At 65.8% G+C, this 17,782-nt stretch carries 4 protein-coding genes; all 4 read left to right on the top strand.

What is annotated here, in order from left to right; translation table 11 throughout:
- The first annotated feature begins 14 nt into the window (after positions 1-14).
- A complete protein-coding gene (locus V9K91_RS15330; protein WP_336443622.1) occupies positions 15-15,458 on the top strand; it encodes a hemagglutinin repeat-containing protein in 15,444 nt (5,147 codons plus the stop codon).
- The gene (locus tag V9K91_RS15325) at positions 15,458-15,886 is read left to right on the top strand and encodes a hypothetical protein (protein WP_306990196.1); all 429 of its coding nucleotides are present in this window, start codon (positions 15,458-15,460) and stop codon (positions 15,884-15,886) included. Before V9K91_RS15330 ends, V9K91_RS15325 begins: the two co-directional genes overlap by 1 nt.
- Before the next feature lie 362 nt (positions 15,887-16,248).
- Complete coding sequence (locus V9K91_RS15320; protein ID WP_306990194.1) at positions 16,249-16,920, top strand: hypothetical protein; 672 nt, start codon at positions 16,249-16,251, stop codon at positions 16,918-16,920.
- Positions 16,921-17,279: 359 nt separating this feature from the next.
- A complete protein-coding gene (locus V9K91_RS15315; RefSeq protein ID WP_306990192.1) occupies positions 17,280-17,702 on the top strand; it encodes a hypothetical protein in 423 nt (140 codons plus the stop codon).
- Positions 17,703-17,782: the final 80 nt, after the last annotated feature.

Raw genomic sequence — 17,782 nt, 5'->3', positions numbered from 1 at the left:
AAGGAAGCAACGCCGTGAATCGAGTCTACCGTCTGGTCTTCAACCGCACGCTGGGTGTCATGCAGGTCGCCTCGGAGCTGGTCACCGCACCGCGCGGCGGCTGCGACGCGCGCGGTGGCAACACGGTGGCCACGCTGCGCCCGGTGAGCTTCGCCCTGTGGCTGGCGCTGGGCTGGGTGGGCGTGGTGCAGCCACTCTCGGCGCAGCAGTCACCCAGCGCCGGCCGCATCATCGCCGACCCCAACGCGCCGGCCGACCAGCGCCCCACCGTGGTCAGCTCGGCCAACGGCACCCCGCAGGTCAACATCACCACGCCCAGTGCGGCGGGTGTCTCGCGCAACCAGTACCAGCAGTTCGACGTTGGCGCGCAGGGCGTGATCCTCAACAACTCGCGTGGCGATACCCAGACCCAGATCGGCGGTTGGGTGCAGGGCAACCCGTGGCTGGCCACCGGCACCGCGCGCGTCATCCTCAATGAAATCAACAGCAGCAGTCCCAGCCAGCTCAACGGCTACATCGAAGTGGCCGGCGCCCGCGCGCAGGTGATCATCGCCAATCCGGCCGGCATCCAGATCGACGGCGCCGGCTTCCTCAACGCCAGCCGCGTCACCCTGACCACTGGCACGCCCATCGTCAGCAACGGTGCGCTGGAAGGCTACCGGGTGGCCGGGGGCGCCATCCGCATTGCCGGTGCCGGCCTGGATGCCAGCCGCACCGACTACACCGACATCATCACCCGCTCGCTGCAGGTCAACGCCGGCATCTGGGCCAACCAGCTGCAGGCCAGCCTGGGCAACAACGTGGTGAGCGCGGACAACACCGCCGTGACCCCGCAGGCCGCCGGCGGCGGAGCCGCGGCGTTCGCCCTGGACGTGGGCGCGCTGGGTGGCATGTATGCCAACCGGATCTGGCTGGTCGGCAACGAGCAGGGCGTGGGCATGCGCAACGCCGGCAAGATCGGTGCGCAGGCCGGCGAATTGGTGGTCACCGCCGAAGGACGGCTGGAAAACACCGGCGCGCTGCACGCCCAGCAGGACACCCGCATCAAAGCCGCAGGCGGCGTTGCCAACGCCGGCACGCTCAGCGCCGAGCGCGAGCTGCGCGTGGACACCCCCGCCAACATCGACAACAGCGGCGGCACGCTCAACGCACGCCGGCTCGAACTCAACGCCGACGCGCTGCGCAACCGCGCCGGCAGCATCGAACAGGTGGGCGCGCAGGCGCTGCAGTTGAAGGGGGCCGACGTCCGCAACCTGCAGGGGCAGATCGGCACCGTTGCCACCACCACGCCAAGCGAAGGCACCGGCAACACCGGCGGCACCGCTCCGGGCAGCGGCAGCACTCCCGGCACCGGCACGGGCATCCCGACGCCCGGCACCGGCACAGGCACCGGCACCACCCCGCCGCCCGCCACGACGGTTCCCCTGGCGGCCGGCGTGCTCAACATCGCGCGCACGCTGGACAACGACGGCGGCGCCATCGACGCCACCGGCGTGCTGCATCTCGACGCGCGCAGCAGCCTGGACAACAGCGGCGGCACGCTCGGTGTAGACACCCTGAAGGTGCAGGGCCAGGCCCTGCGCAACGTCGGCGGCACCCTGGAAGTGCAGGGCGCCACCACCGCCCGGGTAGCCACGCTGGACAACAGCGACGGGCACATGACCCTGGCCCAGGGAGCGGAGCTGCACACGCAGACACTGCTCAACCGGGGCGGCAGCCTGGCGCACGGCGGCAGCGCCGCCAGCGCCTGGACGATCGGCACGCTCGACAACCGCGATGGCAGCATCGCCAGCAACGCGGCCAGCTTCGGCTTGGGCATCGGCACCCTGGTCAACACGCGGGGCAGCATCAGCCACGCCGGCAGCGACGGCCTGCGCCTGCGCGCCGATCGCCTGGATGGCGTGGGCGGTACCCTCGCCACCGCAGGCGACCTGCTCCTGCAGCTGGGCACCGCCGACCACCGCAACGCGCAGCTGATTGCCAACCAGATCAGCCTGACCGCCGCGTCCTTCGACAACCGCGGTGGCCGCGTGCTCGCCACCGGGCAGCAGGCCAGCAGCCTGAACGTACAGGGCACCCTGGACAACGGCGACGGCGGCACCGTGGCCAGCAACGGTGACCTGCAGATCAGCGCAGCGCAACTGCGCAATGCCGGCGGCACCGTGCAGCAGGCCGGCAGCGGAAGCCTGCGCATCGATGCGGCCAACCTCCAGGGCCAAGGCGGCAGCATGCTCAGCAACGGCAGCCTGCTGCTGCAGGGCGGCACCACCAACCTGCGCGACGGCACCACCGCTGCCCAGCGCATCGACATCCATACCAACCATCTGGTCACCGCCGGCGGCTCGCTCACCTCGGCTGGCCCCGATGCGCTGAACCTGCAGGTAAGCCGCACCCTGGACAACACCGGTGGCCTGCTCGGCAGCAACGGTGCGCTGGCCATCGAGGCCACCACCCTCATCAACAACGGCGGCAAGCTGGTCGCCGCCGGCACCGGGGCAAGCACGCTGCGCGCCAGCGGCCTGCTGCAGAACCAGGGTGGCACGCTGTCCAGCAATGGGGACCTGCGCATCGACGCCGACGGCCTGCTCAACGCCGGCGGCAGCATCGATCACGCCGGCGACGGCACCCTGCAGATCACCGCCAGTACCGTGCAGGGCAGCGCGGGTAGCATCGCCAGCAACGGCCTGCTGCAGCTGCAGGCGCAGGCGCTGGATGTCCGCAAGGGCAGCACCCGCGCACGCCAGGTAGACATCCGCGCCGGCTCGCTGGACAACAGCAACGGCACGCTGCTGTCGCTGGGCGAGCAGGCCCTGCAGCTGAGCGTCAGGGGCGCCCTGCTCAATGATGGCGGCACCCTCAGTGCCAACGGTGCACAGCAGATCGAGGCGGGCTCGCTGAGCAACCGCAGCGGCGAGCTCACCTCGGCCGGCACCGCCGACACCCGCATCGTGGTGGCGGGCACCCTGGACAACCACGCCGGCAGCGTAGCCAGCAATGCCGCGGCGCTGCAGCTGCAGACCGGCACGCTGGTCAACGCCGACGGCGCCATCAGCCACGCTGGCAGCGGCGGGCTGTCGATCACCACCGGCCGCCTGGACGGACAGGACGGCCGCATCGGCACCGCCGGCACGGTAACCCTCAGCGCCGGTGCTGTGGACCATCGCGGCGCCTCGCTGGCCGCCGCGCAGCTCGACCTCAGCGCGCAGTCGCTGGACAACCGGGGCGGCAGCATCGTCGCCACCGGCACCGCCGCCAACACGTTGCAGGTGGATGACACGCTGGACAACGGTGACGGCGGCAGCCTGGCCAGCAACGGCGACCTGTCGATCACCGCCCAGACCCTGGGCAATGCCGGCGGCACGATCCAACAGGCCGGCAGCGGCACGCTCGCCATCCAGGTGCAGACCCTGCAGGGCACGGCAGGCACGCTGCTCAGCAACGGCGCCCTGCGGTTGAAGGGCGACACCCTCGACCTTGGCAAAGGCACTACCTCGGCGCAGCAGATTGCCATCGACAGCGAACGCCTGATCACCGGCGGCGGCCAGCTCACCGCGGTGGGCACCGGCGTGCTGCAGGTGCAGGCACGCACACTGCTGGACAACAGCGGCGGCATGCTCGGCAGCAATGGTGCGATCGACATCGCCGCCGGCAGCTTCATCAACGATCACGGCAAGCTGATCGCCGCCGGCGAAGCGACGTCGAAGATCCGCGTGGCCGACACGCTGGACAACGGCAGCGGTGCCATTTCCGGCAACGGCAGCCTGCATATCGACGCCGCGCTGCTGCGCAATGCGGGCGGCACGGTGGTCGCCAGCGACGCGCTGCAGCTGCAGGGCGAGGTGCTGGACCTGCGCGACGGCGCGGTTGGCGCCACCGATATCAGCGTGCAGGCCGGCAACCTGGACAACAGCGGTGGCACCCTCAGTTCCACCGGCACCGCCGAGATGCTGCTGCAGGTGCGCGACCGCCTGGGCAACCACGGCGGCACCATCGCCGCCAACGGCGCCCAGCGCATTGATGCCGGCACGCTGTCCAACCGCGACGGCACACTGAGCTCGGCCGGTACCGCCAACAGCCAGATCACCGTCAGTGGCGAATTGGACAATTCGAAGGGCCTGATCGCCAGCAACGCCGCCGCGCTGGCCGTGAATGCCGGCAGCCTGCGCAACGTGGAAGGCACCCTCAACCATGCCGGCACGCAGGGCCTCACGTTGGGTACGGGCCAGCTGGATGGCCGCGATGGCACCATCGTCACCGCAGGCGACCTCGCCCTGACCGCCACGGACGTGGACCATCGCGGTGCCACGCTGCAGGCCGTGCAGATCGCGCTGGATGCCCGCTCCTTCGACAACCGCGGCGGCAAACTGGTGGCCACCGGCACCGGGGCCAACCGCCTCACCGTGGACGCCACGCTGGACAACGGCGAGCAGGGCGTGATCGCCAGCAATGGTGATCTGACCGTCAACGCAGCGGTGTTCGGCAACGCCGGTGGCACGGTACAACAGGCCGGCAGCGGCCTGCTCGACATCAACGCTGCCACGCTCAAGGGGACAGGTGGCACGCTTGTCAGCAATGGCAGCCTGACCCTGAAGGGCGACGACATCGATCTGCGCAACGCCACCACCTCGGCGCAGCGCATCCGCATCGACAGCGGCAACCTGACCACCGCCGGTGGCAAGCTCACCGCGACCAGCACCGAGGCGCTGGTGCTGCACGCGCGCGGCCAGCTCGACAACAGCGGCGGCACCGTGGCCAGCAACGGCGCACTGGACCTGCGCGCCGCAGACCTGGTCAACGTCGCCGGCACCGTGCAGGCCGCGGGAACCGCCGCCAGCCAGCTCGCCATCGGGCAGGCCTTGGACAACCGCGACGGCAAGGTGCTGGTCAGCGGCGACCTCGACATCGCGGCGGTCAGCGTGAACAACCAGGGCGGTACCCTGCACAGCGCCGGTGCGCTCAGCGTCGGCGCCGACGGTGTGCTGGACAACAGCAACGCAGGCCTGATCGCCAGCGGCGGTGACGCATACCTGCGCGCAGGCACGCTGGACAACCGCGCCGGCAGCATCGAGCAGGCCGGCGACGGCCAGCTGCAGATCGAAACGCAGGCCCTGCACGGCGCCGGCGGCCGCATCGTCAGCAACGGCGCACTGGCGCTGCAGGGCGAAACCCTCGACCTCACTGGCGGCACCACCGCCGCGCGGGACATCCAGATCACCGCCGGCAGCCTGCAGAACGCAGGCGGCACCCTGAGTGCCACCGGCGAGCAGGCCATGGTCCTGCAGGTGCGCGACGCGCTCGGCAACAACGGCGGCACCATCGCGGCCAATGGCGCGCAGCAGATCACTGCCGGTTCGTTGTCCAACGTCGACGGCACCCTGAGCTCGGCCGGCAGCGCCAACACCCGCATCGAGGTGACCGGCCAGCTCGACAACACCCGGGGCACCGTGGCCAGCAACGCCAACGCCCTGCACCTGCAGGCCGGTAGCCTGGTCAACACCGCCGGCAGGATCGCCCACGCGGGCAACGGTGGCTTGACCCTGCAGACCGGCAGCCTGAGCGGCCAGCAGGGCAGCATCGCCACCGCAGGCGCCTTGATCCTGCGCGCGGGGGACGTCGATCACCGTGATGCCACCCTCAGCGCCAGCCAGCTGGACATCGTCGCCACCGGCTTCGACAACCGTGGGGGCACCGTGCTGTCCGGCGGTAGCGGCGCCAGCACGATTGCGGTGCAGGGCAGCCTGGACAATGGCAACAACGGGACCCTGGCCAGCAATGGCGATCTCCAGATCACCGCGTCCACGCTGGGCAATGCTGGCGGCACCGTGCAGCAGGCCGGGACCGGCTCGCTGGCAATCAACGCCGGTACGCTCGACGGCCAGGGCGGCAAACTGCTCAGCAATGGCAGCCTGCACCTGCAGGGCGAAAACACCGACCTGCGCAACGGCACCACCGCCGCGCAGCGCATCACCGTCCAGACCGGCAACCTGACCACGGCCGGGGGCAGCCTGACCGCGGCGGGCACGGACGTGCTTGCACTGAACATACGCGGCCGCCTGGACAACACCGCCGGCACCCTCGCCAGCAACGGCGCGCTGGATCTGCACGCCGCCCAGTTCACCAACAACCAGGGCACCGTTCAGGCCGCCGGCACCGGCAGCAGCCAGCTGGCCATCGGCGGTGCGCTGGAGAACCGTAACGGACGCATCCTCACCGGCGGCGCTGCCACCGTCACTGCTGCCGGCGTCGACAATCGCGCCGGCATCCTGCATACCGATGGCGCGTCAGCGCTGACCCTCACTGTCGACGGCCTGCTCGACAACAGCGCGCAGGGCACCATCAACGCGGGCGGCAGCGCCGACATCGATGCGCAGTCGCTGAACAACGCCGCGGGCATCCTCGCTGCAGGTACGGGGCTGCAGCTCGACACGTCCACCCAGCTCAACAATGCCGGCGGCCTGATCCAGACCGGTACCGCCCTGCAGCTGGGCACGGCCGGCATGAACAACCAGGCCGGCAGGGTCATTGCCGGCACCGTCGATCTGAACACGCACGGCCAGGCGCTGGACAACCGTGCTGGTACGGTGGCCAGCCTGACCGGCGGTACCACGCTGCATACCGGCCTGCTGGACAACAGCGGCGGCCTGCTGCAATCGGCCGGCAACCTGCGCATCGACACGGCCGGCCAGGCGCTGCTCAACACCAACGCGAACGGCAACGGCATCAACAGCAGCGGCGCGCTGGACATCGCCAGCGGCGCATTCGACAACCGCGCCGGCGCGGTATTTGGCCAGGGCGCCATCACCGTCAATGCCAGCAGCGTGGACAACTCCGGCGGCGGCTCGCTGCAGGGTGCCAACGACCTCACGCTGCGCGCGCAGCAGCTGAACAACGCTGGTGGCGCCATCAGTGTCGGTCGCAATGCCGACCTGCTGCTGCCCGGCGTGCTGGACAACCGCAGCGGGCTGGTGGCTGCCGCCGGCACGCTGACTGTGCAGGCCGCCAGCGTCGACAACCGCGACACCCTGAGCGGACCCAACGGCCCGGCCCTGGGCCTGCAGGGCAAGCAACTTCTGCTTACCAGTGGCAGCCTGGACAACCAGCAGGGCCAGGTGCTGGCCAACAACCTGAAAGTGCAGCTCAGCAACCAGCTCAACAACGCGGGCGGGCTGGTTTCGGCCTCGCAGACTTCCGAGATCCGCGCCGACAGCATCGCCAACGCCGGCGGTACGCTGGTGGCCGGCACCAGCCAGTTCATCCACACCCGCGAAATCACCGGAGACGGCAAGCTGCTGTCGCAGGGCGACATGACCCTGGAACTGGGCCAGAGCCACACCAATACCGGCGAGCTGGCCGCCAATGGCACGTTGACCCTCGCCATCCAGGGCAATCTGGACAACCTGGGCAAGCTGCAGGGCGCCAACGTCAACATCAGTGCCGGCAACGTCTACAACGCGGCCACCGGCGAAATCAGCTCGGTCGGCCTGACCCGGCTGGTGGCCGGCGGTGAACTGGTCAACCGCGGTCTGCTCGACGGGCGTACCACGCATATCGACGCGGGCACCCTGACCAACATCGGCACCGGCCGCATCTATGGCGATCGCATCGCCATCAATGCCGGCACGCTCAACAATGTCGCCGAGAACGTTGGCGGCGCGCAGCGCTCGGCCACCATTGCCGCGCGCCAGCGCCTGGACCTGGGCGTGGCCGTGCTGACCAACAGCGGCCAGGGCCTGATCTTCAGCGATGGCGACGCCGTGATCGGCGGCGGCCTGAACGGACTGAACGCGGTGGGCACCGCGCAGCGCATCGACAACCTCAGCTCCACCATCGAAATCGCCGGCAACCTGGACATCAATGCGCTGGCGGTCAACAACATCCGCGAAAACGTGGTGGTGCAGAAGCAGACCACGGTGCACGACACCGTGACACTGAACCAGCCGACCTGGTTCAGGAACGGCGACAACGACGGCAGGCTGCGTGAGACCTCCAATTTCCAGCCTCTTGAAATCTACTACCTCAACCCGGCCGACATCCTGGAGGACACGGGCTACATCACGCCCGACGGCCAGCAGATCCGCAAGGCGGTCGTACGGCTGACCCCCAACACCAGCGCCTACTACTTTGCCCGCGGCGGCCTCTATGGTGCGCGCGGTGAACGTGCGCGCCTGAATGTCCAGGACGGCACGGTGGTGATCTACTACGTCGGCCGTGCAGACAACCGCAGCAACCCCGACCAGCTGGGTGCCGGAGCAGAAGATCCGTTCCGTGAGCTTTCCAAACCCCAGCCGGGCAGTCCGGCGTTCCGCTACGAGTCGGACACCCTGGCCTACAGCAATGCCTACGGGACGTGCACCACGAACTGCGTGCAGCTGATCACCTACCCGGACTACGACAATCCGGACGCGATGCTGATCAACATGCAGCGTCACCCCGAACGCACCAGCGGCAACGAGAAGTACCGCCTGGCCACCCGTACCACCGTGGAAGATGTGGTCGTTTCGGCCGGTGCCGATGCGGTGATCAACGCGGGTGGGCGCATCAACATCAACACCAATGCACTGCGCAACGAGTACGCCAGCATTGCTGCAGGTGGCAACCTGGAGATCCACGGCCTCACCCAGGACGCGTCGGTCATCAATACGGCCCGGAAGCTGGAGCGTACCCACTCCTTCAACAACGTCAGCGTCACCTACGGCGGCGCATCCAGCCCCTGGAGCGCAGCCCCCATTTCCGAGCAGGTCGGCGTACTGGGCGCCGGCCTCGTCGCCGGTGGCAAGCTGATCGTCGATGTCGGCACGCTGCGCAATGAAAACAACGGCAGCGACGCTCCCAACGTCCGCGACGGAAGCAGCATGGCCAACCTCAACAACGGCGGTCCCGGTGCAGGTTCGGTCGGTCCGGGTGCCGGCGCGGTACAGGGACCCGGCCAGGCCACCGGCCAGGGCGCCGGCCCGGTGGCCGCACAGGGCCCCGGCGCAGCCACCGCAGCGCAGGGTCACAACGGCAGCGCCGTGCAGGGCCCCGGAACGACCGGCGCGCAGTTGGCCGATGCTGCCACGGCGCAGGGTCCCGGGCAGGTCGGCTCGGCCGGGCCCGGCAGCGGCACCGTCCAGGACGTGAGCGCCACCCAGGCCACCCAGGCCACCGCCGCCGGCCCGAGCGCCGCGCAGGGCGGCAACCATGTCGGCAGTGGCGCCAACGCTGCACTCGACCGCAAGCAGGCCGTGGCCGCCGCCGGCAACGATCCGCACCTGGTGGTGACCACCGCACCGAACGCCAGCGCCCCCAGCGCCAGCCTGTTCAACGTGGATGCCAACCGCGGCAGCTACCTGGTCGAAACCGATCCGAAATTCGCCAACTACCGCAGCTGGCTCAGTTCCGATTACCTGCTGCAGCGCGCCGGCTACGAGCCCTCCCAGACCCAGAAGCGCCTGGGCGATGGCTTCTACGAACAGAAGCTGGTGCGCGAACAGATCGGTGAGCTCACCGGCCGTCGCTTCCTCGATGGCTACGCCAGCGATGAAGACCAGTACCGCGCGCTGCTGGAAGCCGGCGCCACCGTGGCCGGCGAATGGGGTCTGCGCCCCGGCGTGGCCCTCACTGCCGAGCAGATGGCGCGCCTCACCAGCGACATCGTGTGGCTGGTGGAGCAGGACGTGACCCTGGCCGACGGCTCAACTGCACGCGCGCTGGTGCCGCAGGTCTACCTGCGCGTGATGCCGGGCGACCTCGACCACAACGGGGCACTGCTGGCCGGTGCCGACGTGGACATCAAGCTGCGTGGCGACCTGGTCAGCAACGGCTCCATCGCCGGGCGCCAGCTGGTCAGCATCGACGCCGGCAACATCCGCAACATCGGCGGCGGGCAGATCAGTGGCCAGCAGGTGGGCCTGAAGGCCAGCGGCAACATCGACATCATCGGCAGCACCGTCACCGCCACCGACGTGCTGGCGCTCAAGGCTGGCGGTGACATCACCGTGGCTTCCACCACCCATGAGTGGCAGGACAAGGGCGACCTGCTGACCCAACGCACCACCACCCTGGACCGCGTGGCTGGCCTTTACGTGACCAACACAGACGGTGCCGGCGTGCTGAGCGTCAACGCCGGTGGCAACGTGGAACTGCGTGCCGCCCAGCTGGCCAACGCCGGTGCCGACGGCCTCACCGCCGTCGTGGCGGGGGGGGACCTCAACCTGACCTCGGTCGTCGAGCAACGGAGCGTGTCCCTCACCCACGACGCCCGCAACTTCAGCAACCAGAGCCAGCTCACCCACACCGGCACCACCATCACCGGCGCCGGCGACGTGGTGTTGAACGCGGGCCGTGACCTGAACCTGGCGGCCGCCAATGTCTCGGCGGCCAACGCACTGGTCGCCCAGGCCGGCCGTGACATCAACAGCGTCGCCGTGGTTGACACCCAGACCTTCGAGAGCGGCGCAAAGAGCCGGAACCACTCGCGCGAGGTGACTGCCGCCAGTGGCTGGGTGCTGGGCAACCAGCTCAGCGGCGGCGAAGGCGTCGCCCTGCAGGCCGGGCGCGACCTCACGCTGCAGTCCACCACCGTGGACAGCAGCGAAGGTGGCGTGGTGCTTTCGGCTGGCCGCAACGTCGCCCTGACCACCGCCCAGGAAACCCACGACCTGGTGGTGGATGAAACCACCCGCAGGAAGAAGACGCTTTCCAGCACCACCACCACCACCCACGAGCAGAGCGCGGCCAGCTACGCGGTCGGCTCCAGCGTCGGCGGCAAGACGGTGGACATCATCGCGGGCAACGACGTCTCCATCACTGGCTCCACCGTGCTGGCCGACAACGACCTGCGCATTGCGGCGGTGAACAACATCACCATCGAATCCGCGCAGGACACCCTGAGCGAAGCCAGCAGCTTCAGCCAGAAGAAGTCGGGCATTACCGGTGGCTTCGCCAATGGCGTGGCCTCGGTGGGGTACAGCGGCTCCAGGTCCAACAACGAGAGTGCCACCCAGTCCACCACCCAGGTGGGATCGGCAGTGGGCTCGATGGACGGCAACGTGCAGCTCAACGCCGGCAACCAGCTCACCATCGCCGCCTCCGACGTGGCCGCCGGGCGCGACCTGACCCTGATCGGCAAGGACATCAACCTGGTGGCGCGCCAGGACACGCTGGATACCCAGAACAGCCAGTCCAGCAAATCCAGCGGCTTCTCGATGGGCGTCACCTACGACCCCACCAAGGCCTACCGCAGCGCCCGCGATTCCACCACCGACGGCATGGCCGACAGTGGTTCGATCATGGGCGACATCACGCGCAATGCCGAAGGCACCGCCTCCGGCGTGCGGGCGGCCACCACCTCGGTCGTGGTCACCGGGGGCAGCCAGCGCTCCAGCGGCAACCAGACCCACTCCACCGGCGATGCCCGCGTGGCCCAGCTGAGTGCGGGCGGGGACATGACCCTGATCGCCAATGGCGGCTCGATCACCAGCCAGGGCGCGCAGCTCTCGGCAGAAGGCGACGCGCTGCTGCTGGCCACCAAGGACATCGTCTTCGACGTGGCCCACAACACCGAATCCAGCACCAGCCAGAGTGCCGGCAAGGGCTGGGGCTTCGCCAACAACACCAGCGGCCTGCCGTTCGGCACCAACAACTCGCGCAGCGACGGCACCGGCCAGAGCGACACCATCACCGGCACCCAGCTGTCGGTGGGAGGTGGCGTGCGCATGGCCACCACCGAAGGCGACATCACCCTGACCGCGGCCAACATCGCCGCCGAGAAGGACGTCACCATTCGCGCCGCCGGCAACCTCACCGTGCAGAGCGGCCAGGACACGGTGAGCAACGCCAACACTGCCGACAGCAAGGCCATCGGCACGGTGCAGATCTCCGACACCGAGAAGTTCGCCGGCTGGCACCGCCAGCAGCACGAGGACGACAGCGGCATGGTCTCCCAGGTCGCCAGCACCATCGGCAGCCTGGGCGGCAACGTCAACCTGGGTGCGGGCGGCAAGTACACCCAGATCGCCAGCAACGTGGTGGCCGCTCAGGATGTGAACATTACTGCCGCCGAGATCGAGCTGCTCACCGCAGATGAGAGCGGCCATAACTCGCAGAGCGACAAGGACCTGAAGATTGGCGTGTTCGCGCGGATCAAGTCGCCCTTCATCGACCTGATCAACAACGTGGATTCGGCACGCCAGTCGGACGGTCGCCTGCAGGCCATGCAAGGCATGGCGGCCGGTGCCAATGCCTACCAGGCGGCCAGCGCAATCTCGGCGGCCGCCGGCGGCGCTGGCAGCGGCTCGCTGTTCAGTGCCGAAGCGGGCATCGGCTTCAAGTCCTCCAGCAGCAGTGCCGAGGGCAGCAGCACCGTTTCGCGTGGCTCCACCATCCAGGGCGGCGGCAACGTCAACCTGACCAGCACCAGCGGCGACATCCACGTGGTGCAGGGCAACCTCAGCGCCGGCAACACGCTGGCGCTGGATTCGGCCGGCGATATCCTGCTCGAAGCAGGCAAGGCGCACCTGCAGGACAAGAGCAGGAGCAACAACGCAGGCGCCGAAGTGGGCGTGGGCGTATCGGTTGGCGCGCAGACCGGCGTGTACGTGTACGCCGAAGCCAGCGTGGGCAGCAGCAAGTCCAACGCCGACAGCAGCACCTGGCAGAACACCACCCTGACCGGCCAGAACATCTCGCTCAAGGCCGAGGGTGACACCACCCTGCGCGGCGCCACCGCAACCGCGGACCGCATCGACGTCAAGACTGGCGGCACGCTGACCATTGAATCGCTGCAGGACGTTGCCGAAAGCATGTCCAAGGACAGCCAGGTGGGCGGCCGCGTGCAGGTGTCGGTCGGCACCGCGTGGGACGCCAGCGGCTATGCCAGCGCGGGAAAAGCCAACGGCAGCTACAAGGGAGTCGGCCAGCAGTCCGGGTTGTTCGCGGGCGATGGCGGCTACCACGTCGACGCCGGACACGTGAACCTGGTGGGCGGCGCCATTGCCAGCACCAATGCCGCCAACAGCGAGCTGACCGCGCAGAGCTTGACCTTTACCGACCTCAAGAACGAGATGGACTACCGGGCGAGCTCGGCAAGCATCAGCGGTGGGTTTGGGAACAAGGGCACCGGTGAAGGCGCCGACAAGAATGCCGCCGGTCAGTTGAAGGACATCGGCACCAACGTGGCCGGCGGCAAGTTTGGCAGCGCGGACGGCACCAACTTCAGTGGTGGCGTGCCGATGACCAGCAGCGGCAGCGACAGCTCCACGACCTACGCAACCCTGACCGAAGGCAACATCACCATCGGTGGAAAGAAGGTCACGGCTGCAGAGCTGGGTGTCAACACCGATGCCAGCAAGGCGCACGAGGCGATCAATGCGCTGCCCGACCTGCAGAAGCTGATGCAGGAGCAACAGGCGATGTCGTCGGCTGCGGGCACCGTGGTGGCGACAAGCAAGCAGGTGGCCGGAGATGTGTTCGCCTACAAGAGCAAGGTGGCACGAGCTGAATACGAACGTGAGCTGCAGAAAGACAGCACCAAGTGGAACGATTACTCGAAGTTGGATGAGGCAGGCAAGCAGAACTATCTGGCCGACAACAGTCCTGGTTTCCAAGACGCACTGAAGTGGAGCACCGGTGGTAGCTACAGTCGTGCGCTTGATGCGGTGACTGCCGCCGTTGTAGCTGGCGTCGCAGGACAAGGAGGCAGCCAGGTTGCAGCAAATGCGCTTGCCCCCTATGCGGCCAACTTCATTGGCAGCCAGTTCGATCCGAACCACGGAGAGAATCCGGACGCGACTCTCCAGCTGATCTCACATGCGGTGCTCGGCGCACTGCTGGCCGAGGCAAACGGTGGAAGCGCGGGGAGTGGCGCAACCGCCGCGGTCGGGGGCGAGCTGGCCGCGAAATTCATCACGGAGTACCTCTACAGGGGCGAGACCAGTAACCTTACCGAGGAGGATAGGCAGACAGTCCTCGCCCTGTCTCAGGCAGTGGGTGCGCTTGCAGGATCTGTGGGCTCGGGCGGGCTTGCAAGTGCAGCGCTGGGCGCCGGTATTGCGCAGAACGCCGTTGAGAACAACTACCTCAGCCACGGTGAGCGCATGCAGTATCTCGACGCGATGCTCGGCTGCCTCAAGGGAGACAAGGAGGGCTGCGGCACCGAGAAGGAGCTTGCTGCTCTTTCAGATTCCCGCAACCAATCCCTGATCGCCGCCTGCACTGGCGCTGCCAGTTCCCCGCAGTGCGCAACGGAGCAGGAAAAACTGGGCGCCGCGTACGCCACGCTGGTCCACAGTGATGCCGCTTATCAAAAGTGGATTAGCGACAATGCGGTGGATCTGGCCATAGCCGCAGCAAAAAGCGACAGAAGTGGTGAGATTGCCAGCGGTCTTCTGACCCACACCAGCAAGCAGGATGCACTTTACAAGATTACTTGTGCGGCCGCTGGAAGCTGCGGGAAAGACACCGCCATGCAACTCGCGATGGCTGGGAAAGGCCAAGAAGCGGCCACCAATCTTGCCTTGAGCATGATCTTCGGCGGCGGCGGGCAGATTGCAGGTGTAACCGCAAATGCGGGGGGCATGGTCATCGACATGGCCGCGATGAATCCCATCTACAGCGCCTACCAGCAGTACGAACAAGCCAAGTACGACATCAATCGAATTCAGGAGATTGGTGCCATCGGCCTTGTCAAAGAAAAAGGCATGGGAGTAATTACGTCGATTTCGGACTATGCAGGCAGTGCATGGGACACGCTTAAATACGAAACTGGATTCACCGACAAGTGGAACCTCGCTGATGTAACCTCGAATGGGTACACGAAGGGCGAGGTTGGTTTGGACGCAGCCCTCGCGGTCATGAGTATGGGCGAGTTAACTGCGTTGCGTGCGGCCGTGCAGGCAAGGCGATTGTCTAAGCTGGAGCGTGAAGCTGCTGCGGCTGGACAAGCTCGTCCCCTTCCGGAGACGCACGTTGCCGAAAATCCCAAAGGCCAAGTCGAATCCACCAAGGGCGGCGCGGAGCCGAGCGGTGTGGCAGACGCTGGAACGCCCTCCGGGAAGCCGGTGGAGATTGGTGGTGTATATGGAAAACCAAGTGAGGTTGTCCAAAACAGAGTGTCTGAGCTGCAGGCTCAAATACCTGAAAACTCTCGGGGTCGAATCACGATGGGGGTTGCGATTGTCGAGGATGCCAATGGTGTCCGGTCTGTCGTGATTAGTACCAGTGAGCCCCGAGGGTACCTGCGACCTGGTGTAACAGCTAAGCCTGGGGAGAAGGTCATCGCAGGCACTGGCCATGCGGAAGCTGATATCATCAAATATGCAAGCGAAAACGGGCTGAAAGTGGTCGATATTGGTGCTACCCGTCCAGTGTGTCCAACCTGTCAGTCCAGCATTGAACCGACGGGTGCAAATGTGTCTACGCCGCTAAAACCGAAGCCCAGGGAAACGTCAAAGGTATCTCCAAGAAGGAATGAAGAATGATGAGGTTGGAAGCGGTGTCTGTGGATCTGATGACCCGATTGAGGCAAGCCAGCCCTTCGCAAAGAAGGGCTGCTGTATTGGCAGCGTGTGGCTATGCAATCGAATCTGCGAAAGTGCATGATAGTGTCGTGCTTTCCGTTCTAGGCGAACTGAGTTTGGGGCGCGATGTTTTGGCATCCAAGATTGAAGAGATAAAGATGCTGGCAGAGCAAGCCGACGAGCAATATTTCGATCTTCATGACGCCGGTGACTCGTCGGGAGACAACGCTTATCTCTTCGCATTCAGCAGGGCTCGCGCTTTGTCGGCACTGCTATTTGCCGTTGAGAACGAGTCGCTGCATTCTTCCTCTGAGTCGATATACGAGGCAGTCTCAGCTGTCGACGATCCTAGCGCCATTACTGTTCGAGTGGTTTCCGCATTGGTCTGACCGCAAGTGAGGCCGAGGAATTGGCTACAGTTGCCGACAGGGAAGTCGCATGGAACGCTATTTGATGCGGGCGGACATAGCTATTATGGACCGATGGGTTCTGGGCGATCTGAGTCATCAACGATTGGCACCTGATCGAACCGCCGGTCAACTTCATGGAGCCCGGTAGCCATAGCCTCTCGGTCACGCACCCAGGGCACGAGGTCGACTATTCACTGGCTGGATACGCGAGTGCCCCGCTTGTCAGTCAGAGGCTCTTCAGTGCATTGAGGGGTTTGCCCGAGGTCGACCAGCCATATGAGAACGTTGTCTTCTAGCCTGTAGCCATCGAAGGTCAGGAAACTGATCAGAAGTATTTCCTGATGATCGTTGAGACACCGGTCGAGGCAAACTGGGATATCTACTACAGCACCTACGTAGCCCAGAACGGCGGAGGCTTGACGCCCGGCGGTCAGGTGACCGGACAGCTATCTGGAACGGGTCCGGACACCGTAATCGGCTTCCCCTACGCAGGACTCAGCGTAGACAAGCATGCATATTCGGATACAAACCTGACCTGGTTTGAAAGGTACATATACAGAGAGAAGACCAGCAACGAGAGCACCTACATGGAAGGACTGCTCAGGTCAGGCTTGGAAAGCTTCCGGTCAGAAGACTACCTTCCGACCAACATGGCTTGGCGCAGCTTCTTTGCGGTCCAGGATGCTCAGATAAACAGTGCGCTCGCGAGCGCCGCTTACCTTGCTGCAAGTGCGTCCGACATGAGTGAAGAGCGTCGTCGGTCACTCACTTTGACAGTAGGGGGACTGGCGAATCTACTGGGGAACGCCGCGACGGTGAAATCTGGAGTTGCCCCTGTAACGGGGTCACTTGGCATTCGAAAGCCGCCGGCGGCCACCCCCTCTGAGCTGGAGGTGCCTCAAACAAATGCTCTTGGCCTTCCGCCTCAGAACGGTGGCGGTCTGTCGGACCGAATTGTCGTTCCAACTGTCACTGCCACGACCACCATTGGAGGAAGAACCTTCGTACACTAAAATCCGACTGGGGGAGAATTTGACCAAGGAAATGCCGGCATACCAACGCTGATAGCGGATCGCGTCGCTGCTCGATCAGAGAGGTCAGGCAAGGTGTTGCCCAATGGCAACATGGCGACGGCTCATGCAGAGATCGCTGTTATCTAGAAGGTGCATGATGCTGGGCTTGCGGTCGGTGCGGACATGAGCATCTCTGTCTCCGGAAAAGACGTCTGCGGATTCTGTAAGGGCGACATCGCTGCGGCGGCCCAGGCTGCTGGCTTGAATTCCCTTAGTGTCAGAGCGGTTGACAACAAGACCGGTCTACCAAAGACCTACTCTTGGACCCAGGGTATGCGCTCAATCAGAGAGAAGAAATCGTGAAACTAGCCGGATTCTACGTAAGTTCGGATACTGCGCGCACGCAGCTGCCAGTTCGGAATGATCCTTCCAATGAAGAGATTGACGCTGCGCTGCAGCTATTTTCGGCAATGAGCGGAATTGTTAGCCTGAGTGAAGATCCCGTGCCTGAGGTCGGAGTCTACGAACTGGCACTATATGCAGACAGCGGAAACTTCATGCTTATGCTTAGTCGCTACACCGACGACGGAGATCACGAGGTAGATACCATCACAAATCCAACTGCGGGCGAAGGGGAGATTGAAATCCTTGGGGACCTGTATCAGCGATGCATGACGACACATGACATCGAGCCGGTAAGAAGGTGCTTTCATGAATTCGCCTCTACTGGAAACGTCCAATCGGCGTCGCTGAAACTTCACGAGGGTGCCGGCTCCCCATAACTTCGGCTACTTGATCGGTCAAGGTCAGGCCAACGAATGCCGTGGTCAGCATGGGTGAACTTGCGGCGCTGCGAAGTGCA

The organism is Stenotrophomonas sp. CCNWLW57, from assembly GCF_037203925.1.
In the GTDB taxonomy this organism is placed as follows: domain Bacteria; phylum Pseudomonadota; class Gammaproteobacteria; order Xanthomonadales; family Xanthomonadaceae; genus Stenotrophomonas; species Stenotrophomonas rhizophila_A.
This window is presented reverse-complemented; position numbering and strand designations above follow the sequence as displayed.

Bases quoted from the DNA above. Each gene is read 5' to 3' on its own strand.
- V9K91_RS15320 (WP_306990194.1), top strand. From the start codon at position 16,249: ATGATCGTTGAGACACCGGTCGAGGCAAACTGGGATATCTACTACAGC.
- V9K91_RS15325 (WP_306990196.1), top strand. From the start codon at position 15,458: ATGAGGTTGGAAGCGGTGTCTGTGGATCTGATGACCCGATTGAGGCAA.